Genomic DNA, 22,153 nt, shown 5'->3' on the forward strand with positions numbered 1-22,153 from the left:
GCCACCATGAAATATTCAATCGCGACTGTGTGCTTGTCTGGCACGCTAGAACAAAAAATGCATGCAGCCGCTAAAGCGGGCTTTCAAGCTATTGAGATCTTTGAGAATGACCTCACTCAATACCGCGGTTCAGCTTCTGACGTTAAACGTATCGCAGACAGTCTTGGCTTAGAAATTCTTGTACTACAACCGTTTCGCGACATGGAGGGCATGCCTGCTCACCTTCGCCAGAAAAAGTACAACATGCTTGAACGTAAAATGGACCTAGCCCACCAGCTAGGCACCAGCCGCTTGATGATGTGCAGTAACGTGCATCCTCAGTCATCTCCAAACGTTGAACAGTGCGCTGAAGACTTATACGCATTAGCAGAACTGGCAAAACGTGAAGATATGCAATTAGGCTATGAAGCTCTAGCATGGGGTCGCCACATTGCCGATTATGATGACGCTTGGAACCTAGTGAAAACGGTCGATCACCCTAACCTTGGTGTGGTTCTCGACACCTTTCACATGTTTGCACGCGGAAACACATTGGACACGTTGAAGAACGATATTCCGGTCGACAAGATCGCTCTAGTTCAAGTGGCCGACGCACCCAAAATGCAGATGGATATTCTTCAATACAGCCGCCACTATCGTTGTTTCCCTGGTCAAGGTGACTTCCCAGTTATCGATTTCGTAAAAACGCTTAAAGGCAAAGGCTACAACGACTATTTATCTCATGAAGTCTTCAACGATGAATTCCGTTCATCATCGCCAATCGAGAAAGCGATCGATGGCGTGCGTTCTTTAAAATGGCTAGAAGACCAAACTAACGATGCGTTCAATGCACCTAAGATCCACGACCTTAGTTTTATTGAATTCGCAGTTAAAGAGCGCGAGAACAACCCTTTCTCAGATGTGATTGAGTATCTTGGTTTCCGAAAGACCCATTGCCATAAGAGTAAGAATGTTGATTTGTACCAACGCGGTGACATCAACTTCATCTTCAACTACGAGAAAAACTCGAACGCACAAACTTACCGTGAAGGCCATGGTGAGTCGGTCTGCGCGCTCGGTGTTATCACTGAAGATTCAAGCCGTCTTGTTGAGCTGGCAAGCCGCTACAATAGCCCAACCATTCATCAGACGCGCCAAGAGAATGAGTTAGACATCCCTACTCTCAAAAGCTCTGGCAACTTGCTGATTCACCTTCTTGAAGAGAACGAAGCGTCTAAGTTTTACGAAGTGGATTTTGAATCCGTAGCAGATCACGCTCCGATGAACGACAACTTCACCCGCATCGACCACATGGGTCAAGTTGTAGCGCCTGACGCACTGCTGTCTAACCTGTTCTTCTATAAGTCCATCTTCGGCTTTGTACCAGAAGAGAGCTTTGACCTGCCAGATGTGAACGGCCTAATCACTAGCCGTACCATCAAGAGCGCCAACAGTAAGATCAAGATCGCATTGAACAGTACAAGTGCTAAACAAACCTCTGCTCAACGCTTCTTGAACGATTCGAATGGCGCGAGCATCAACCAAATTGCCATGGAGTGTAAAGACATCTTCTTAGCGGTTCAGGATCTCTCTCCTATCTATCAGTTGAAGATCCCGAACAACTACTACTTGGATATTCAAGCGCAATTTGATTTACCAGATGAGTTGATTCAACGCCTAAGTGAAAACAACATTCTGTACACGGAAGACGAAACAGGCAGCTTCTTCCATTTCTACACCAAAGAGATCAATGGCTTGTTCTTCGAAGTGGTTCAGCGTGTAGGAGATTACAGTAAATACGGCGAGACTAATGCGTTCATTCGTCTAGCGTCACAAGCAAATCAGTTCTAACAGGCATTGTTGCCTAACTCTTTTCACCAAATATATCTGTCGGATACAACCTCACTTGTATGGCGACAGATATATTAACTTGCTATTTTTCTTCTTGAGCTTTGCTGCACTTTACTCATCTTCGGTAAGTGCAGCTTTTTTGTATAGTTGGGGGAAGCAGTTAGAGACGGTTGTCATTACTGAGGGGGTCTAACAAGCTTTTGGACAGTAAAAACGCGTTAGATCAAAAAATCTAATTAACTTAACTGATATTAGAAAAAATATCTTGAAACCTTAAAGCTGAGAGGTTGATACAGCGATGTTGAACAATGAGTCTTAGATCTCTAATCAGTCACGTTAGTATGAGTGAAGCCGGAAGTGATAGACTTAGAAAACGTATTAATAATAACCAACAAAAGTCTGGTGAGTGTGTTACCTTGGTTGTTATCCCTACCGCTTAGTAGGGACTTCTTTTCTTTTCCGAACTCGCAAATCGGCACTCCTTAGTCGCCCTCCTAAGCCATACTGCAGGCTTTAATTATGTCCATCTCAACCGAAAAGTTAAGAAATATATTCAAACTCTCTAGAATTGAAAATGTAGATACCAACAACGTACCCCATATAGCTCCTTGGTTACCACTTGCTCAAAAAGTAAATCCGGTCATCCCTTCTGCAATTATATATTGCGAAGGTAATTTTGGTAAAATTGATGGTAAAACCGCTAATGGGTTAGTGAGGCATTCGTTAAGCTATCGTATTCTATCGGTTATTGATAGTGAGTCTGCTGGCTTAGATGCTGGTGAAGTTCTTGATAACAAAGCCAATGGAATACCGATCCTTGCCAATGCTGAAGAAGCTATCATTCACGCGGAAAGCATTCCCGATTATTTCATTTTTGGCATTGCGCCATCAAGTGGTTTTTTATCTGACTTAGATAAAAGCATCATTTTAAATGCCATGTCATTAGGAATGAACATCGTAAATGGCTTACATGAATTTCTAACCGACGATCCTCTGTTTTTAGAAGCCAGTTTAAAGAATAACGTTCGAATATTCGATACTCGCAAACCCAAAAGTAAAGGCGATCTGAAAACGTTTAGCGGGAAAATACACAACGTTAAATGTCCGAGAATTGCTGTAATGGGGACGGATTGCGCGCTAGGAAAACGAACAACAGCAACAATATTGGCGAATGAACTGACTAAAAAAGGCCTTAACGTCGTTCTGATTGCCACTGGTCAAACAGGTATTATGCAAGGCGCACAATACTGCGTTGCACTCGATGCAGTCCCTTCACAATTTTGTGCCGGTGAATTGGAATCTGTCATTGTACAGGCCTATGAAAAAGAAAATCCGGACCTGATTATTATTGAAGGGCAAGGAGCCTTGAGTCACCCTGCGTTTTCAACCAGCGCTTTTATCTTACGTGGCAGTTGTCCAACGGGTGTGATACTGCAACATGCCCCTAAACGTTTATATCGTAGTGATTTTCCTGATTGCCCAATGCCTTCGATTGCCTCAGAAATCAATCTTATCGAAACGTTTTCTAATACCAATGTTATTGGACTAACACTGAATCATGAAGATATGTCGTTGGATGAAACACGTTGTGCGATAGACACTTACACTACCGAATTTGGTCTACCGGTTACTGATGTCTTGTCACAGCCTGTTGAACATCTACTGCACATCGTAACGTCAGCCTTCCCTATAATAGCAAGTAAACTGGCCGAAAAAGGGTGAACTACCCTAGGTTAGACATCGATTGTGGGAAAGTTCATCATAACGCTCAGTTCCTGATTTCTCAGCTATCACTGAAAAATATATCCGTTACGCCTGTAACAAAAGTCTTCCTCGGCCACCCTATCATCGCACAAGTTCTTATTGATGCTGGCGCAACAATGTTAGCCGATTCAAGAATCGAAAATCTTCAAAAGATGACTGAAATTGGCATTGCTATCCCTAAAATGCTGATACGTACACCCATGCTCAGTCAAGTGGCAAGCGTAATAAAATACAGTGATATGAGTTTAAACTCTGAAGTTGAAGTGATTCAGAGGCTTTCACATGCAGCGGAACAACAAAATTGCTGTCACGGTATCATTATTATGGTTGAGCTTGGCGATCTCAGAGAAGGTGTGATGCCAAATCGCGTGATTGATTTTATCCGAGAGATTATTTCTTTACCAAACATCACGATAAAAGGAATTGGTACGAATTTAGCCTGTCGGTATGGTGTCGCTCCAGATGATCAAAATATGAGTATTCTTTCTGAGCTTGCCGATGGAATTGAAGCTACATTTGGGGTCAGTCTAGAAATTATTTCAGGGGGTAATTCTGCTTCAGTTAACTGGGCTCTTCAGAGAACAGGCTTAACTCGAGTCAATAACCTTCGTATAGGAGAAGCAATTTTTTTAGGCTGTGAGCCTTTAGAGCACGAAAATATCAAAGGCTTACATACGGATGCGGTTTCTTTGACCGCTGAAGTGATTGAATCCAAGACTAAACCGACTTTGCCTTGGGGGAGTCGGGGGTTAAATGCTTTTGGTGAAAAAGAAAACCTTCAAGATAGAGGGGAGGTCTCACAAGCTATTCTAGCATTAGGCCGCCAAGATGTTTGTGTCAGCGGGCTTAAGGCTCCGAATGGGATTAAGATCATGTCTTCAACCAGTGATCATCTTGTCCTTGAATCCTCACAGAAACCACTACTTGTAGGGGAAAAAGTCACATTCAGTTTAGATTACAGTGCGCTCTTATCTTCTATGTCTTCACGTTATATCCATAAATATTTTAAGGCACCTAAAGGGAGAAGAAAGGAAGAAGGAGCGCATAATGCTACGAACAACTGTAATTCTCTTCGTCAGTGTCATGCTTAACGGTTGTCAGATAAGCCCAATAAAATCTAATGGACTTGCCGATTATAGAACGACAGTTATTTCAAGCCAACTTCCACAAGAGTTAGGCTCAATCACACTCGTAAATGCTCAGTCAGAGGGCAATAGTGTCACTCTTGTTTTCATAAAAAAGAAAACTTTGAATATGGACCGCTTAGTAGAAAAAGTCGCCGTTAGTTTTTGTGACAACATCGAAATAAGACCACTATTAGAGAGTGGGATCTCTTATCGAATCATTACCTTAGGAAAAAATGAGAAAGTAGAAAGCCTTAACGTCATTTCTCTAGCTAAGTGCTCTAATTGAATGCTTAGCAGTCGAATGGATAAAAGCCAATACGAGTTGTTCAATGTACTCAATGACACTATTTTATTGAGGTTTGACCGCCTTACGCCTTGGGAAAAAAACTTTATCACGGACCTACACCACAAAGCTTTAACTAAGCAGGTCATTTCAACTAAACAAGAACAACTTGTGTTGAAAATTTCAATGAAAGCTCACAAGTCAAAGAAAAAACACACACATTCCAAGATTTAATTTAAGACTGTGTATACCTAATCTGTTCAAGGTACTCTAAACCTTGGACAGATTAGTAGTATTTGTACTTAACGTATTGAAAATAATCAAGTGTAGAGGTGAATGGGTATGAGTACTTATGTGGATGGGATAGTAAGACTCGAAAATTGTATACACTTTTCAGATTGGAATAATTTAGCCAATATTCAGCCCTAAGGTAGTTAGTGATAATTGTATCTAAAACGTCTTGGGGCATTTTCAAACTAGAAAATGCCACGGGTAAAATGTGAGCACCAAGCGATATATTATTTCAAAACTCAGAACCAGCCTTATTCTATGGTGTCATATGTTTTAACTGTATTCAGGCAAACTCCCTCTCTTCCAGGCTGCGATAAAATCATCTTCTTTTAAGGGTTTAGATAGCAAGAAGCCTTGTACTTCCTGGCATCCTTTGTTGCGAACGTAATCTAACTGACTCACTGTTTCTACGCCTTCTGCAATGATATTGAGGTCGTAAATTTTGGCCATTTCTATGATCACTTCAATAAGCTGTTTGTCTGTTGATTCAGAGTCAATTGCGTTGACAAACATACGGTCGATCTTAAGCGTATCAATAGGATAATTTATTAGTTGGCTAAAGGCCGTATAGCCGGTACCAAAATCGTCAAGAGAAACCTTCACTCCAAGTTCTTTCAACGCCTTAAGTCTCTCAATATTTTGTTCATCACCGGGTATAAAGCAGGTTTCGGTGATTTCCATTTCAACCATGTGGGCTGGAATCTCATAGCGCGTCAGTAACCCAGAAAGTACATTGACAAAGTCGGAATTGGAGAGTTGCCAAGATGAGAAGTTAATCGCTAATGTACCATCAAAATTCAGCTCTTCTATCCAGACGGACAGTTTCTGAAGAGCATTTTCAAAAACCCAATAATCAATATGTTTAATTAAGCCTGACGATTCTGCTACAGGTATAAAATCCGCTGGCCCGTAGGAGATTAAAGACTCGTGGCTCGTTCGTATTAGAACTTCTGCCCCCTTTATCTTACCTTTTTCGATATCATAAACAGGCATATAGGTTAGATAGAACTCGTTAGATTTAATCGCATCTTTCAAGTCTTCATTAATTTGAGTCTGACGCTTTATTTCTCTATCCATCTCTTTTGAGTAGAATTGATAATGGTTTCTTCCCGCAACATTTTTGCAGGCATACATCGCTGAATCAGCATTGTTAACCAGTTCGGTGACAGATTTAGCGTCATCAGGGTAAACGGAAATACCGACACTGACCCCAATATCAAATTGAGTACCATCCACTTCAAAGCCATCCTCAAAGAGAGAAAGAATTCGATGGGAAAACTCGGTAAGTATATCTAAGCCGTCCAATCCACCAACTATGATGGCAAACTCATCCCCAGATAGCCTGGCGAACTCAAACTCAGAGATAGTTAGACTCTCCCACTCAAAATCAACAAAGCTCTCGACAAGGCGTTCTGCAAACACTACGAATAAGTGGTCACCAACATGATGTCCGTACTTGTCATTTACGTATTTAAAGTTATCAATATCAAAGTAGATAACGGCGCACTTTGTATCTGTTTCGGTGCAGTTATTCATTATACGCGTGATATCTAAATTGAATTTTTTCCTATTTGGTAAGCCCGTCAGAGAGTCTCTTTTTGCCAGATCATCGAGATCAGTAATCAGATTAATGTACTTATTGGTAAGGATGGAGACTTCGTCGTTACTTTTGGAACGTTCTATGTAGACTAAGTCATCATGATTTACGGACTCTACTTTCTTAGTCAGTCTCTCCACTGGCTTGATGATCTGTTTTACGATAAGCCACTTTAGTAGTAAGAAAGTGATAGCCGTTACTGACAAAACAATAACAGCGTAAAGAAGTTGAAAAGGTTTATACAATTCATTGAGGTGTATTTGAGATAGGCAAATTTTGATAGACCATAAGTCATGTATTAACTGAAAACCCAATTCATAGTCTGGCAGGGTAATATCTTTTATCTGTTCTTCGTTCCCCAGCGAGTGCGAGGTAGTATTAGGTCTAAGTATCAGTTGAGCGCCAGGATCAAGCTTACTTTTCACAGACTCTTGAAATTCATTGTAGTGCCTAATTTTGGAGCGAACTACTGCAGTAAGTAATGTCTGCCCATAAGAAAAGGTTGGGACAGTAAAACTCTGCTCGGGTGTAAATGTCTTTACAACTAAAAATTCAGGGCCTTCAACACCATCGTTCAGTTTGTAGGTAGAGGCATTAACGCGAGCTACACCTTTCAAGTCTAATGCTTGTTGAATCGCAGCAAGGTGATCCGTCACAACCGTATCAGCAGAGTATTTTGCAAATGGGTCCGACGTATTAAAGTAGATAAGTTCTTCGCCATTAATATCCACTAGAGCAAAGCTCTCGATCATACCGTGATTGAGCTTTAATTGATTTATATACCCCGCCAGCTCTTTCTCCGTGTAGTACTGAGCGGTGTCATCATATATTTCAATAAGATACTTTTGAATATAGTAGTTCTCTAGACTCATTCTAATCGCAAAATCGAGCTCTCTAAGTGCTTCATTAAGGTCATGAGAGATATGAGTCAGTTCACTTTGTAATTGTTCCGATAGCGACGAGTTCAGTTGCATTTTTTGACTGGTGTACGAAAAAACTCCAGCGATGGAGAAAATTACCACCATAACAGGAAGTAGAATATAATTGATTTTTAGAGACAATTTCATTTGTTTGTTTTATCTCTTTGGCTATGAATAACAAAGAGTATTTGGCTTCTCAGGTCTGAAGCTTCTTTGCTTAGTGTCTTATAGGTAAACGATGAACCGCTGTTTAATCGCTTTGGGAACAACTCTTCATCTAACAGATAGTCATCAGTTGCTAAGTCCAAGACGTGTTTGTTTGAACTTGCGAACCACATCTCTTCAGCGTTTAATACTGATTTTTCAGGTGTGTTAATAAAGTTAAGGAACTCTATTGACGCTTTGCTAATAGGCCTGTCTTTATGGACACTAAAGCATTCATGCCACATCAAAGTGCCTTCTTGAGGAATGGTGTAGATCCAATCATCTTGCTCTGTATACGACGCTATTTGCTCTTTTTCTCCTGAATAGATAACGGCAACTTCCATTTTAGAGCCAGATTTTGTGTCTAGAGCATAGCTAACCCCCGCTCTTATTACTAATAGCTGTTCACGGACCTTCATCAACAGTTTGTACGCTTGTGCTAATTCGACTTCATTTTCGGTCATAGGATCAAACCCTAACGCCAATAATGCGATTGCAATGGTATCTACATCGTCATCAGGAATCACAACAGTTTGAGGGTGCTCTAATGCGTAGTCGAAAACGTCCATCCAAGAGGTTATACCTTCGGTAGCTCTTGAAGACCGAAATGCGACCCCCATGGTACCATTAGCGTACGGAATGCCATACACCCCACAAGCTCTGCGAGACACCTCTGTAAAGTTTGAATTACCTTCCTTCAAAGTATTAGACAAATCCCCTAAAGTGCCTGCTTTGCCCAGTTCGCCAATAGTTAGCCCATCAATGATAAACAAATCATAGGCTAGGGCTTTACCTGAATACACAACAGCATCACGCAACATTTCATTTTCAAAATAAACTTGAGAAACAGTATGACCGTACTGTTCTTCAAACTCTTCTATCAGAGTGTCAGAGATATAGTCTTCCCAAGTGAAAATTTTTAGCTCTTCAGAAAAACTCTGTGTTGACAAAAAAATAGAAAAAGTTAAAGAAAAACAAGTTATGAAACGCATCAGATACCTATTACTAATTGTTTTCGATGGTGTTTAACCATGACGTTGGTTTTGGCCTATTTATAAAACATAGGCGTAATTGTGCCTCATTATTCAATATATTAGTGAGATGTATATTAGATATCGTGCAAATAGTTAATTTGTGGGACTAGAGTAGACATAGAGAATTGATGTCGTTTGTACCATAAGGCATTTTGCATAGAAAGTGAGTTCAAATGTAATGCAATCGCGTACGGTTGGTGTTTTATCCTGCTCCGGAAAACCAACTCGAAAAAAGCCCCTAACGATGCTAGAGGCTTGATGTTGAGGTTTGTATTCGACTAGAGGTATTAGTCGTCTAACAGGAACTGAATCGCTAAGCCGTAACCTTTAGTTCCCATACCAATCACTGTGCCTGCGGCTACAGGCGATATGTAAGAGTGATGACGGAATGCTTCGCGCGCGTGAACATTTGAGATATGCACTTCAACAACGGGAACATCGACGCCTTTGATAGCATCATGCAAGGCAATTGACGTGTGAGTATAAGCACCTGGGTTAAATACCACGCCTACACATTCATCGGCAGTAAATTCACGACCTGCTTTGTGTACGGCATCGATCAACTGACCTTCAGTGTTACTTTGAAAGCACTCGACTTCGCAATCATATTTAGCGGCTAACTTGCGGCAGTTTTCTTCTACGTCTGCCAGTGTTTCATGACCATATTGTTGAGGCTCACGAGTTCCTAGTAGGTTTAGGTTTGGTCCGTTCAACACTAATAATTTTTTCATTGTTCCTTTCCTTACTTCTATCCTTAGACGGGATTTGAAAATTGATTTTGACGAAATTGAGATAACTCTTGAGGTGTTAATTCACGGTCGGTGAACAGTTGAAACGCATCAACCGCTTGATGAAAAAACAGTTCAAAGCCCGTTAAAACCGCGAGGTTCGCCCCCATCGCAGCTTTGATAAATTCAGTTTCAATTGGCGTGTACACAGCGTCAAATACCCACTGTTGGTTCTCTATCCAATCACTTGAGATAGGTATGCCCGGTGTCTTGTAATGCCCTATTGGAGTGCAATTAAGAAGGCCATCCGCCTCTCTAACGTGCTGCTCTAATGTTGTCTCTGTAAGACAAGTTACCTTAACATTTCTTTTTTCTAGCAGCTGAGCTAAACCATGCATTTTTTCGGTATCACGGTCATAAAGCGCGATATGTTCGGCTTCTAATTCTGTTAAAGCCGCAGCCACCGCTTTACCCACACCGCCACAGCCTATAAGCACTGTTTTACCGGGCTTACAATGCCGAAAAACATGGTAGGCATTAATGAAACCAGAAAAATCAGTGTTGTAAGCAAACGTACCTTCTGGGCGAAAGATTAATGTATTGGATGCTTCAACTATTTTCGCTGAAGTATCCGAAAAGTCGGCCACTTGAACCGCCATCTCTTTATAGGGATAAGTCACATTAGTAGCGTGAATATTACTTTCTTCCATTTGAGATGAATGCGCTCGAAAATCGGATATATCTCCACTCTCTAATGGGCTTAATTGATAATCGAGATCTATATTAAGTTGTTCTGCTAATAGGTTATGGAACTCGGGTGACTTGGATTTATCTATATTGGCACCAATAAGTCGACAGTTGATCATTTCGCTCCACCTTATTCTGGACTTTATTCAACGCTACCAGAATCGCGTTATTTAACGCCAATCACTTTTATTCAACACCCATTCATTTTTTATTTTCTATGGCTCCAACCCATGTGGAGTATCGCTTTTTCGCTGTCGTTATTGCACCTCTCTATCTCAAAATCTTATACCTTCGAAATAAATTGAAATAGTCGAGAATAAGCCTTGGTCGTTATAGTTGTTAGCAACAAAAACAACAAAGGACTGCCGAGATGATTATCGACTGCCATGGACACTACACAACCACACCGCCTCAGGTGGGCGACTACCGCGAAAGCCAAAAAGCTGCGCTAGCTGAAAACCCAAACCACATTGGTAGCAAAGGTTCAATTCACATTTCAGACGATGAGATTCGCGAAAGTATCGTAAACAATCAACTTCGTTTACAGAAAGAACGTGGCACGGATCTAACGATTTTCTCTCCTCGTGCAAGTTGGATGGGGCATCATATTGGCAACGAACACACAAGTCGCTTTTGGACAGAGCATCAAAACGACTTAATCCGCCGTGTGTGTGACCTATTCCCTCAAAACTTTGCCCCTGTTGCTCAGCTGCCGCAATCACCAGGCATTAACCCTTCAAAATCGGTTTCTGAATTGGTTCGTTGTGTTGAAGAAATGGACTTCATCGGCTGTAACCTGAACCCAGATACAACGGGTGGTTTTTGGAAAGATGCCTCTTTGGGCGACCGTGCTTTCTACCCACTGTATGAAAAACTGGTAGAGCTAGATGTACCCGCGATGATCCATGTTAGCGGCTCTTGTAACTCGTGCCTGCACACCACAACTTCGTATTACTTGGGCGCGGACACGACGGCTTTCCAACAATTAATGACGTCTGACGTATTCAAAGACTTCCCTGAACTGAAAATCATCATCCCACACGGTGGCGGCGCAGTACCTTATCACTGGGGTCGTTTCCGCGGTATCGCACAAGATATGGGACTGCCACCGCTTGAAGAAACCGTATTGAACAATATCTACTTTGATACTTGCGTTTATCACCAGAAAGGCATCGACCTACTGCTTGATATATTGCCAGCGAAGAACATCTTGTTCGCTTCAGAAATGATTGGCGCAGTGCGCGGTGTTGACCCAGAAACGGGCCACTACTACGACGATACTAAACGCTACATCGATGCCAGCGATAAAGTAACAGCAGAAGAGAAATCAATGATTTTTGAGGGCAACGCTCGTCAGGTATTCAGTCGACTAAAAACGTCTTAATGCCACTCTGCCCATTTTAAGAATGGGCACTTCAAACAAACTTTCTCTAAAGAAAAAGAAGCATAAGCAAAGAGCAAAAGGAATTCATCATGAGTCAGAACATCGTTGTTCAACACATTAAACGTGCAGACAAAGAGATCATTGAAGGCTTACGCAAATGTGGCGTAGCAACCATTCATGAATCACAAGGCCGCCGCGGTTTATTGGCCGATTACATGCGCCCTATTTTTCAAGGTGACGCCGTTGCAGGTTCAGCGCTGACAATCTCAGGAGCTGCAGGCGACAACTGGATGATGCACGTTGCCATCGAGCAAGCGAAAGCGGGTGACTTTTTGGTGTTCGCCCCGACTTCACCTTCAAACCACGGCTTCTTCGGTGATTTACTAGCAACGTCAGCTCAGGCACGTGGTGTTGTTGGGTTAATAATCGAAGGCGGCGTTCGCGATACCCGTGACCTGCGTGAAATGAATTTCCCTGTGTGGTCAAAAGCGGTGTTTAGCCAGGGCACCATCAAAGAAACCCTAGGTTCCGTCAATGTTCCTATGACGTGTGCTGAAGAAATCGTTAACCCTGGTGACATCATGGTCGCAGACGAAGACGGTGTGGTTGTCATCCGTCGCGAAGAAGCAGAACAAGTGCTGCATGCTTCACTAGAACGTATGGAACGTGAAGAAGCAAAACGCGTGCGTCTTGCTAATGGCGAACTTGGGCTAGACATCTATGATATGCGTGGTCGATTAGAAGAAAAAGGCCTGAAGTATGTCTAATCAAGCACCATGCATGTGGATGAGAGCAGGCACTTCAAAGGGTGCCTACTTTCTGAAAGATGATCTGCCAACTGATGCCAATGAACGTGACGCTTTTTTACTGTCGGTAATGGGCTCGCCAGATGAACGCCAAATCGATGGTATAGGCGGGGCTGATCCTCTGACATCTAAAGTCGCGATCGTTGAACCATCGAGTCGAGAAAATGTAGACATTGACTACCTATTTCTACAGGTGTTTGTCGACCAAGCATTGGTTAGCGGCAAACAAAACTGTGGAAACATCCTTGCAGGTGTCGCTCCTTTTGCTATCGAGCGTGGGTTAGTTGAAGCCGAAGAAGGAACAACATCAGTTCGTATCTTCATGGAAAATACACAGCAGATCGCTACGGTTGAAGTGCAGACTCCCGACAAAAAAGTGACCTATCAAGGTGATTGTCATATCGATGGCGTACCCTCTTCATCGGCGCCTATTGCAATCACATTTGAAGACACGGCAGGTTCAACGTGTGGAGCTCTGCTTCCATCTGGTTCTATTATTAACACAATAGACGGTATCGACGTCACTTTAATTGATAATGGAATGCCTGTTGTTGTGATGCGTGCGAAAGATCTCGGCATTACAGGTGACGAATCACGTGAACAACTCGACAATAACCAAGCATTAAAACAACAGTTGGAGTCAATAAGACTTCAAGCTGGTCCATTAATGAACCTTGGCGATGTTTCTGAGCTCTCTGTACCCAAGATGTCTTTGGTCAGTGAGCCTCAATATGGCGGTGCTATCTCGACTCGCACATTCATCCCTCACCGCTGCCACGCGTCTATTGGGGTGCTTGGCGCTGTGAGCGTCGCGAGTGCATGCATGCTCGACGGTTCACCGGCCAAACAACTTGCTCAAATCACCTCATCAAACCCAGATAGGCACATCCAATCAAGCCGTAAAATTGCGGTTGATGTTGAACACCCAATAGGAAAAATGAGCGTGGTTTTAGATATCGAAAATAACCAAGTTCAATCAGCTGCCATTCTTCGCACTGCGCGAAAACTGTTTGATGGCACAGCGTTTGGACACCAGTAACGACAAGGAAGAATGATGGACGCTGATTACCTACCGTTTCACCCAAACCCAAGCAAACCTAAGTTTGTTGCCCCTGCTGGCGCTGTCGACGCGCACTGCCATGTATTTGGCCCAGCGGCGCAATTCCCATATTCACCTAAGCGTAAATACACGCCTTGTGATGCTTCAAAAGAACAACTGTTCGCATTACGTGATTACCTTGGCTTTAGCCGTAATGTGATTGTACAAGCTTCTTGTCACAGCACCGATAACTCAGCATTACTCGACGCTCTAGACAGCGCTGGTGAGCTGGCTCGTGGCGTCGCATTTGTTGATGAAACCGTTACCGATGAAGAACTGCAAATCATGGACGCAGCTGGCGTTCGCGGTATTCGTTTTAATTTTGTAAAACGCTTGGTCGATACCACACCAAAAGATGTGTTGAAACAGATCGCCGATCGCGTTCGTCCAATGGGGTGGCACATTGTGGTCTATTTTGAATCACAAGATATCGATGACATCGCCCCTTTCCTCGACGAACTTGATATGACGGTTGTTGTAGACCACATGGGTCGACCAGACATCGCACAAGGTATCAATAGTGAAGCCTTTGATAAGTTCATTCGCCTTATGGAAAACAATCCAAACATTTGGACAAAGGTCAGCTGCCCAGAGCGTTTAACACTGACTCCACCAAACTACAGCGATGTTGTACCGTTTGCTAAAACCTTGGTCGAAAAATTCCCAACACGCGTACTTTGGGGCACAGACTGGCCGCACCCTAACATGAAATCGCACACACCAGATGATGGTCATTTAGTTGATGTAATTCCACAAATTGCAGAAACCGCAGTCCTTCAACAAGCACTGCTCGTCACCAACCCTATGAATCTTTATTGGCCGGAGAGTAAGTAACAACGATGACTTATTTAAAGAATAAAGGAAATATCCCAGGCACCGTTATGTTTGATGGATCAATGGCCATAAAAGGCTATGGCTTAAACAAAATGTGTTACACGCTAAATGGTCAGGCTGGTCGTGATGAGTTCAAAGCAGACGAACAAGCATACTGCGACAAGTTCGGCCTAACTGACGCACAAAAAAAAGCGATTGCTGAACGTGATGTACTAGCGCTACTTAACGAAGGCGGTAGCATTTACTACCTAGCAAAGTTTGTAGGAATGCTAGGGCTAAACATGCAAGACATCGGCGCAATACAAACCGGTATGAGCGTAGAAGAATTTAAACAAATGTTGGTTGAGGCAGGGAAATAATCATGGCTAAAGTTATTGGCGGTATCAGCACTTCACACATTCCCTCTATCGGCAAAGCGATTGAAAATAATCTTCAAGAAACGGAATACTGGCAGCCGTTTTTCAAGAACTTTCCAGGTATTCACGCTTGGTTAGAACAGGAACAACCCGACGTTGCGGTCGTTTTTTACAACGATCACGGACTCGAATTTTTCCTAGACAAGAAGCCAACATTCGCCATTGGTGCTGCAGCTAGCTACATCAACGCTGACGAAGGTTGGGGAATCCCTACCATTCCAGCAATTCCTGGTGACCCAGAGTTTTCATGGCACATTTGTAACCACTTAGTAGAGAGTGAATTCGACATCACTATCTGCCAAGAGATGAAAGTCGATCACGGTCTGACCGTGCCGATGCAGTTGATGTGGCCAAACAACAACTATTCACACATGAAAGTGATTCCAGTGTGCTTGAACGTAGAACAACACCCAATGCCATCACCAAAACGTTGTTATAACCTAGGTAAAGCCATTGGTGAAGCCATTGATTCTTACGACAAAGATCTTAAAGTTGTGGTACTGGGTACTGGCGGACTATCCCACCAGCTAGATGGCGAGCGTGCAGGCTACATCAACAAAGAGTTTGACCTTTACTGCATGGAGAAGTTAATCAGTGATCCAGACGAGCTAACTAAACTGACAATTCACGATCTTGTCGCTAATGCCGGCGCTCAAGGGCCTGAGTTCATCATGTGGATGGGCATGCGTGGCGCGCTGAATGGTGAACTAAATGTCCTGCAAAGTGACTACCATGCTCCAATATCAAACACAGGTGCGGGCACTATGTTGATTGAAAATAAGTAGTTGATCGACAACTCTAGATTTGATCACTATCGAGCTTTTTCTGCCTACTCTTTCATGAGTAGGCTTTTTTGTATCACGACGCCAACTTCAGCACTCCGCTAGTAAACAGTTCGCGCAGCCACAAGTTCACGATGTCGTCATTACGGTTGCTGTGCCAATACACGCTCAATGATGGTGTAAGGTATTCAAATGGCACTTCTAACAGCTTTATCTTGTCTTTATCAAAATACGCGTCCGCGACCCCTTTTGGGAAAGTTGCAATCCAATCACTGTTATAAATGGTGTCCGAAAAGTCAGCGATGGAATTGAGCTTTCTCGCCACCTTTCTTTCGGAAAAGATCGGGCTGTGAAGCTCGGTTAACTGGTTCACTCGATAGTTATCATGTGTCAACATCACGTGCTTTTCAGCTAAGTAGCGCTCTAAAGTTATCTGTTCTTCTATCTGCGAGTGGTTTTGGCTGCATACCACGCACAGTTCATCACCCCAAATCTCTTGGCTCTGCAGTGTTGGGTGAGCATTAGTAAGGTCGACGACAAGGTCGATCTTCTTCTCTCGAATATCTGTCACCATATCTTCTTTGATGTTCACCACTTCGATAACACAGTTGGGTGCTTCTTTTTGAATTCTATCCAAGATACGAGGCAGGATGACACTACTTGATATGCTCATCGCAGCAATTCTGAAGGTATAATTGCACTCTTTCGGGTCGAAATCGTGAGTTTCAGGGAGTGAGTGTGAAACCAGCTTGTGAGCTTGCTTGAAGATTGGGTACAGGTCGTTCGCGACTGGCGTAGGCTCGAGTGTGTATGATTTTCTAACGAAGAGTAGATCTCGATATTCGTCTCTAAGCTGCTTTAGGTGAGCACTGAGACTAGGTTGAGATATATTGAGCCTTTCTGCTGCGTACGTCAGGTTTCCTTCTTCATATATCGCGATAAAGTAATATATGAGGTTGAGGTTAAATCGTTTCATTCGAGCTCTTCAGGCAATCATGTATTTAAATAAGCGATATAAATAATATCGTTTAAATGACTGTGAATTATCGCTTTCCATTCCCATATTTTAGTTATGGTTATGACAGAACATTGTTAAAACGGCAAACCAAAATAACGCGAACTAGTACGGTAGTATTCAAGGGGCGAGTTCCAAATATAGATAACAGCCTGGTTTTTATAAAGATATAGGTTTTCCTGATATCTAGTATAGGCATGGCGTTATATTAGAAGACGCTTGAGTTTGACATAATTCCCGGTTCCTAAATATACACATATAGAAATAGAGAATGATGAACCGATTTGTAAAACCGATAATAATCTCAGCAAGCCTAGTGACTTTATTTGGCTGCGTAGGTAGCAACGCAGTAACAGGTAAACTAATGGAGTTTAACGTGAAAGCCGTTGATAACCGTTACGCTCGTGGTGGCCTAAACATGTTACTTGTCCCTGCTTACGGTATTACCGTTGCTGCCGATTACATCGTGTTTAACTCACTGGAATTTTGGACGGGTAAGAACCCAATCAACAAGAAGCCACACATCTTCGATTCTAAGGTTGATACTTACATTGATGTTAATGACCAACTGGATGACAGCTTAACGGAAGCACCTATCGACCCATTGGCAAAGCATGTAATTGACCACAGTGAAATGAAAGTACTTAACCAAGACGAAATTGCAATTGAGCTAACCTATAACGACGGTACTCGCGCGACTCTAACAGGTCAACGTTTCGGTGATGAAGTTCACTACTCTATTGATAACCAAGTTATCGCTAAAACAAGCCTGGAAGAGATGCAGATGTACATGGCATCAACTGAGCAGTCTTAAGCAACTAAGTAAGCAAGTAAGCAAGTAAGCAAGTAAGCAAGTAAGCAACATAGCATTAACTGATACCCCCCAATCAATTCAGTTAGTCAGTACCAATAAAAAGAGAGGTTAGCTTAGTCGCTAACCTCTCTTTTTCGTTTGTAGTTTTTGTTTTGGCCAATGGCGAATAACCGCCATTAGTAAGCGAAATAAGGGGAGAAACGTTTAATGTTGAGCTGACGAGTCATGTTACTCAGCTGCTCTTCTCGGGTGTCTTGGAATTCATCCAATCTCTGGTAAATCGTGAAGTATCGATTGATGTTGGCGACGTATTTTACAGGCTCTTGGCTAATATTTTTTCTTGCGACCACTTCAACATAATTAAACCATTTATTTGGGTTGTAGCCTTGCTTGGCGGCAAGAATGCGCATTCGTCTGATCTTAGCTGGCCCAGCATTATAAGCGGCTAAGCTAAAATGAATCTTGTCGATATCCGAGATTTCCGGCAAATCGAAATATCGGTCATAGATAAAACGCAGATACTTGCTGCCCGCATGAATATTGCTTTCTAAGTCGTACACATTATCAATATCGACATACCAATCTTTGGCGGTTTTAGGCATCACTTGCATAATACCAACCGCACCACGATGCGATATTTTTGAGTGATCCAAGCCTGATTCTTGAAAAGCCATGGCTAACAAAATGAACCAATCGATCTCGAACTTTTCCCCATAAACCATGAACAGCTTTTCTAGCTTATCCCGCTCTTTGTTTTGTATCGGGTTAGACGCTCTATTCATCCATGATGTGCTTTCGAGATAACGATTGTCGATGACATTACCCAGCAATGTACCCTGCTTTGAATCTTGCAAATATTGGTCGATTTTGGCTTTCAATTGCGGGCTATTTTTGCGAATCGCCCAAGCAATATCAGCATTGTGTCTAAAGGCAAGATTACGATGGATTCTGATGTCTTGCTCTAAGTTTCCCCATAGTTCAAGCTTGTGGCTATCCACAATGGTTGCGGTAATTTGTCCACGTTTAATCAAATCTAGCAATTCGAGATCTTGGAGGTTGTCACTTAACAAATGGATATAGATGGGTGCTAAACCTTTCTTCTTTAACTGTTTATTCACGGCATGAACACTGCTGACGTAACTGGAATTCTGCTTTAACCAGACCTCTTTACCCTGTAACTGGGTGATGTCATTAATCAAAGGTGTAGAACGGCTTGTCACCAACAATTCATCAATGTCGCTACGAATGGGAATGCTGAAATCGACTAATTGCTCACGCTGTTTGGTCACTGTTAAATTTGCGACTGCAATATCACCTTTCCCCTGATTCAAAGCATTGAGTAACTCGCTCCGCTCAACCGGAATCACCTTAACGCGCAGTAAAGGGTCACGCAGCTTTAGCTCTTGATCAAAGTAATAAATCTGCTCAGCAAGAATCCCTTTCGGCTTACCATTTTCAATATGATAGAACCCCATATCACCAGAAACTAAAACACGCACAACGCCTTTTTCACGCAACGCAGAGAAATCACCCACATAGGATTCGAGTGCGTTGTCGGGTATTTCAAAACCAAGAGTTGATTTGGAAATAAGAGAAAGAAAAACCAACATCTTCGATAAACGTGAAGCGCGCTTAAAATTCGTCATATTCAGTATTCCTAATGCGTTTAAGCCAAAACCCTCAATAGTTCTAGGTATTGCGTGGGAGCTATCGGGCTAGAAGCGATTCAACGTAAAGGAACATTTCTTAACGTTGTACGATTGCAATGTACGTTGATGAACAAAATGCGTTGATGCGAAAAGTGTGTTTGATGTCCAGAGCAATTTGGTGAGCGTTATGGATCGTTTAGGCGTTGCTTTGATTCGTTACTTTTATCAAGGGAGGCGAATTATACCGAAAACCATCAAGTTCGAAATAACGCAGTGGCTATAGTAGATATAGGGTGTTCCTATAGATCTCATTCCCCTCTAAAAGCTCCATCAGAAGTCACTCTTCACGATCCCGAATCCCCCCCTAAATAGGCCATACACCACTAGGCTAGTTAATGATTTAATCAGTAAGCTATTGATTGGTTTATAAATTCGCATATATCAAGCCAACATCAGCTTGATATTTTATAAATTATTTAAATTGAGATCCTGTGCTGCACAACGAAATAAAAATAAGCTGTCTAACTTTTAAACACATTCACCTTACTGATAGGTTAATCCTTATAGGGCAAATGCTCTATTGATGATAAAAATTAAAATAAGGATTATTTATGAGACCATCTTTCTCTATCAGTATGGTGCTTGCAACAACAGTGGTTGGCTTCCAGTCCTATGCAAACAATATCGACACAACAAGCTCACTCTCTCTTTCGGAGAACGCCTCAGCGCAAAAGCAGTCTTTGGCGTTGCAAATCAGTGCCCGCTACTCCGATCTTGAGCTTTCTTTAAAAGACCAAATAACAGAAAAGCAACTGTCTACACCGATAGACAAGCTTAACTCAGCTAAGCCCTACTCCGCATTTTCAAGCAAGATGCAAAAAGCCGATCTTAGCTACCGCAAGATGAAAGGGGTCAACGACTTCAGTGACTCTTTGCTAGAGATTCGCATGGCTGATGAAGCGATGATTGAAGCTTGGAAGAATGGTGAAAGCCCGCTGTTTGCCTTCGAACCCTCTGGTGACGATTCAAATTGGCAATACATCGAAGCGTACGATGTGTATGGACAAGTTCATGAATTAGACGTGTACCAAATGCCCGACGTTCCAGTGTTTGTTATTGATAGTAACGGCGCAGAAGAACTCAAAGCAGGCCTAATGGCGATGCAGACCGAGATGAACAAGCTGGGTACTGCAACTCAAATCAATGCCAACAGTGATAAAAGCAACGTCCACAAGTCTCAAAAACAGCCTTTAATGAACAAAGTTCGTCGCTCTATTTCAGAATCTGAACCTGAAGAACTGAACACCACCCAATTATCGAAGATTCGTTTGGCCATTGATAGAGAACCGTGGATCTCTGGCAAAGCTGAAATCTACGCTATTGTCACTGGAGTTAATGCAAGCCGTATAGAACCACAGATCGACTTGGTTGAGATGCCTTATCTGGACTACGACAAACAGACATACTACCCAAATCAAACGGTAATCTTCTGGCCTCGCTACCGTTGGGGCGCAGCAGATATGATTTTGATGGAGCACGATGACGGCACCGATTATAAAGCGTTAGCCAAACTGCTCGTTGAAGCCGCAGAAGAGATATTGAAGATGATTCCAGATCCTGAAGTTCAGGGTTATGCGATCATTCCTCAAATCACAAGTAAGATCATTGATGTGATTCCTGAAGGCGTATTAGTGAATGATGATGACTTCGTGGACGTGTATTACACCTTAATGCAAAACACTCCTTATGTTGATCGCCCGGGAGCTGGCGGTAATGCGGTTGCTTCGTTCACCCCTGTTACGATTTCACCGACAGAGTAAATCGTTCTTTATTGGTTAGGGCTTAGTCACACAAGCCCTAACTCTTCATTATCAAACGTTAGAAAAACATAAGAGACGAACTGAGAAGCTGATTACAGGGAGTAATCAAACACGATAATGTCATCTAACAAAGGACGAAACATATCTTTCAGCGCATCATGCTCTGGGTGTGGAAGGTAGTTCTGACGGCCGTCTTCGTCAGCGAACGTCATTAGCACCGAATGGGTATAACCTTGGTTCTTGTTTTCAGGGCTGTCATTTAACCCCCACTCGACTGAAGTCACCCCTTCAACTTTGCTTGGCATCGCTTCAAACAGTCCTTTGAGTTTCTCAATGTCAGACGCTTCAGCCTCTTCTTTAAACTTAATCAGCAAAATATGACGAATCATTCCCGTTTCTTTTCGATTCATTCCTAGTCCTTTTCGAATCTTCGTTTGCTTGTGTGTCATTCTGAGCCCACACCTAATCGTGAGTTAAAGTTAATAGAAAGACAAAATGCCACACGTTACACACCATGCCAAGGCTAGATCACTAGAGTTTATAAAATATTCCAAATCCCAAAACGAAAAATGCTGCACCTAAGGGCGCAGCATTTCTCATGACAATGGTAAGCACTGATTAAGCGTTAGTCGCGACGACCTGTTAACTGAATAGCTTGGTCTTGTGGCGTATTCGTTTCGAACTTCAGACCGCCAGTCGACGCTTCGTTTCTTCCTTCAAGCGTCAGATCAGACTCAACACGCTCAACATTCACTTGATTTTGGTGACTCGTCGTCATGTCGATAGTACCAGTGTAAGAACCGTCTGCAGCAAAAGCTGTATTCATTGAAATAGCCATTAAGCCTAATGCGATTAGTTTTTTCATACATCACCTCTTATCATTTTAATACTTTGAGTACTGAGGAATTGCTTCAGTACTGTTATTCGTTCATTGCGTTTCTCTTTGTTGAGGTAACTTTAACAACCGAACACAAGGCATTCGAGGAAAAGCAAGATTTACAAAATGGAA

Annotated in this window: 21 protein-coding genes; 13 read left to right on the forward strand and 8 right to left on the reverse strand. The window is 42.5% G+C overall.

The genetic code is table 11. The features are described 5' to 3' along the window. Positions 1 to 6 precede the first annotated feature (6 nt). The 5 genes from ACED45_RS08395 to ACED45_RS08415 all read left to right on the forward strand — a co-directional run bounded on the left by ACED45_RS08395 (position 7) and on the right by ACED45_RS08415 (position 5,238). Positions 7 to 1,830, forward strand: a complete 1,824-nt coding sequence (locus tag ACED45_RS08395; RefSeq protein ID WP_371713744.1) for a bifunctional sugar phosphate isomerase/epimerase/4-hydroxyphenylpyruvate dioxygenase family protein — start codon at positions 7 to 9, stop codon at positions 1,828 to 1,830. Between the two features lie 519 nt (positions 1,831 to 2,349). Then, complete coding sequence (locus ACED45_RS08400; RefSeq protein ID WP_017061826.1) at positions 2,350 to 3,552, forward strand: DUF1611 domain-containing protein; 1,203 nt, start codon at positions 2,350 to 2,352, stop codon at positions 3,550 to 3,552. Next, entirely contained in the window at positions 3,549 to 4,685 is a 1,137-nt protein-coding gene (locus ACED45_RS08405; RefSeq protein WP_371713745.1) for an alanine/ornithine racemase family PLP-dependent enzyme, read from the forward strand. Before ACED45_RS08400 ends, ACED45_RS08405 begins: the two co-directional genes overlap by 4 nt. Then, positions 4,642 to 5,007 (forward strand): type II secretion system pilot lipoprotein GspS-beta, encoded by a 366-nt coding sequence (gene gspS2, locus ACED45_RS08410; protein ID WP_371713746.1) that lies wholly within the window; start codon positions 4,642 to 4,644, stop codon positions 5,005 to 5,007. Before ACED45_RS08405 ends, gspS2 begins: the two co-directional genes overlap by 44 nt. Further along, a complete protein-coding gene (locus tag ACED45_RS08415) occupies positions 5,008 to 5,238 on the forward strand; it encodes a hypothetical protein (protein WP_371713747.1) in 231 nt (76 codons plus the stop codon). A gap of 330 nt (positions 5,239 to 5,568) precedes the next feature. Here the strand turns inward: ACED45_RS08415 and ACED45_RS08420 are convergent, their stop codons facing one another. The 4 genes from ACED45_RS08420 to ACED45_RS08435 form a co-directional block, all read right to left on the reverse strand. Further along, the gene (locus tag ACED45_RS08420; RefSeq protein WP_371713748.1) at positions 5,569 to 7,959 is read right to left on the reverse strand and encodes a putative bifunctional diguanylate cyclase/phosphodiesterase; all 2,391 of its coding nucleotides are present in this window, start codon (positions 7,957 to 7,959) and stop codon (positions 5,569 to 5,571) included. Next, the gene (locus ACED45_RS08425; protein ID WP_371713749.1) at positions 7,956 to 9,008 is read right to left on the reverse strand and encodes a polyamine ABC transporter substrate-binding protein; all 1,053 of its coding nucleotides are present in this window, start codon (positions 9,006 to 9,008) and stop codon (positions 7,956 to 7,958) included. The genes ACED45_RS08420 and ACED45_RS08425 overlap by 4 nt, the downstream gene beginning before the upstream one ends. 329 nt (positions 9,009 to 9,337) lie before the next feature. After that, a complete protein-coding gene (gene aroQ, locus ACED45_RS08430; RefSeq protein WP_371713750.1) occupies positions 9,338 to 9,781 on the reverse strand; it encodes a type II 3-dehydroquinate dehydratase in 444 nt (147 codons plus the stop codon). A gap of 23 nt (positions 9,782 to 9,804) precedes the next feature. Further along, the gene (locus tag ACED45_RS08435; RefSeq protein ID WP_371713751.1) at positions 9,805 to 10,644 is read right to left on the reverse strand and encodes a shikimate dehydrogenase family protein; all 840 of its coding nucleotides are present in this window, start codon (positions 10,642 to 10,644) and stop codon (positions 9,805 to 9,807) included. A gap of 251 nt (positions 10,645 to 10,895) precedes the next feature. Here ACED45_RS08435 and ACED45_RS08440 point away from each other — a divergent pair, with 251 nt between their 5' ends. From ACED45_RS08440 to ACED45_RS08465, 6 genes are all read left to right on the forward strand, one after another. After that, entirely contained in the window at positions 10,896 to 11,909 is a 1,014-nt protein-coding gene (locus ACED45_RS08440; RefSeq protein WP_371713752.1) for an amidohydrolase family protein, read from the forward strand. An 89-nt stretch (positions 11,910 to 11,998) separates the two neighbouring features. Further along, on the forward strand, positions 11,999 to 12,676 hold the full coding sequence (locus ACED45_RS08445) for a 4-carboxy-4-hydroxy-2-oxoadipate aldolase/oxaloacetate decarboxylase (RefSeq protein WP_371713753.1): 678 nt from the start codon (positions 11,999 to 12,001) through the stop codon (positions 12,674 to 12,676). Beyond that, entirely contained in the window at positions 12,669 to 13,754 is a 1,086-nt protein-coding gene (locus ACED45_RS08450) for a 4-oxalomesaconate tautomerase (protein ID WP_371713754.1), read from the forward strand. Before ACED45_RS08445 ends, ACED45_RS08450 begins: the two co-directional genes overlap by 8 nt. 12 nt (positions 13,755 to 13,766) lie before the next feature. Further along, the gene (locus tag ACED45_RS08455; RefSeq protein WP_371713756.1) at positions 13,767 to 14,648 is read left to right on the forward strand and encodes an amidohydrolase family protein; all 882 of its coding nucleotides are present in this window, start codon (positions 13,767 to 13,769) and stop codon (positions 14,646 to 14,648) included. Positions 14,649 to 14,653: 5 nt separating this feature from the next. Next, on the forward strand, positions 14,654 to 15,007 hold the full coding sequence (locus tag ACED45_RS08460) for a protocatechuate 4,5-dioxygenase subunit alpha (RefSeq protein WP_146489919.1): 354 nt from the start codon (positions 14,654 to 14,656) through the stop codon (positions 15,005 to 15,007). Positions 15,008 to 15,009: 2 nt separating this feature from the next. Then, positions 15,010 to 15,849, forward strand: coding sequence for a class III extradiol dioxygenase family protein (locus tag ACED45_RS08465; RefSeq protein ID WP_146489918.1), 840 nt, complete (start codon positions 15,010 to 15,012; stop codon positions 15,847 to 15,849). A gap of 73 nt (positions 15,850 to 15,922) precedes the next feature. Here ACED45_RS08465 and ACED45_RS08470 read toward each other — a convergent pair whose 3' ends face one another. Further along, positions 15,923 to 16,822, reverse strand: a complete 900-nt coding sequence (locus tag ACED45_RS08470; protein ID WP_146489917.1) for a LysR family transcriptional regulator — start codon at positions 16,820 to 16,822, stop codon at positions 15,923 to 15,925. A gap of 310 nt (positions 16,823 to 17,132) precedes the next feature. Here ACED45_RS08470 and ACED45_RS08475 point away from each other — a divergent pair, with 310 nt between their 5' ends. Beyond that, positions 17,133 to 17,675: a DUF3332 family protein gene (locus ACED45_RS08475; protein ID WP_371713757.1), complete on the forward strand. Its 543-nt coding sequence runs from the start codon at positions 17,133 to 17,135 to the stop codon at positions 17,673 to 17,675. A gap of 176 nt (positions 17,676 to 17,851) precedes the next feature. Here the strand turns inward: ACED45_RS08475 and ACED45_RS08480 are convergent, their stop codons facing one another. Next, positions 17,852 to 19,321, reverse strand: coding sequence for a transglycosylase SLT domain-containing protein (locus tag ACED45_RS08480; RefSeq protein WP_371713758.1), 1,470 nt, complete (start codon positions 19,319 to 19,321; stop codon positions 17,852 to 17,854). A 614-nt stretch (positions 19,322 to 19,935) separates the two neighbouring features. On the opposite strand from ACED45_RS08480, the gene ACED45_RS08485 reads away from it, so the two are divergent. Next, positions 19,936 to 21,144 (forward strand): DUF3103 domain-containing protein, encoded by a 1,209-nt coding sequence (locus ACED45_RS08485; RefSeq protein ID WP_146489915.1) that lies wholly within the window; start codon positions 19,936 to 19,938, stop codon positions 21,142 to 21,144. 92 nt (positions 21,145 to 21,236) lie between these two features. Here the strand turns inward: ACED45_RS08485 and ACED45_RS08490 are convergent, their stop codons facing one another. Together ACED45_RS08490 and ACED45_RS08495 are read right to left on the reverse strand one after the other, a co-directional pair. After that, entirely contained in the window at positions 21,237 to 21,554 is a 318-nt protein-coding gene (locus ACED45_RS08490) for a Dabb family protein (protein WP_371713759.1), read from the reverse strand. A 215-nt stretch (positions 21,555 to 21,769) separates the two neighbouring features. Then, on the reverse strand, positions 21,770 to 22,009 hold the full coding sequence (locus ACED45_RS08495; RefSeq protein ID WP_285954386.1) for a hypothetical protein: 240 nt from the start codon (positions 22,007 to 22,009) through the stop codon (positions 21,770 to 21,772). Positions 22,010 to 22,153 lie beyond the last annotated feature (144 nt).

Origin of the sequence: Vibrio crassostreae (assembly GCF_041439375.1) — a bacterium.
Lineage (GTDB): Bacteria > Pseudomonadota > Gammaproteobacteria > Enterobacterales > Vibrionaceae > Vibrio > Vibrio crassostreae_D.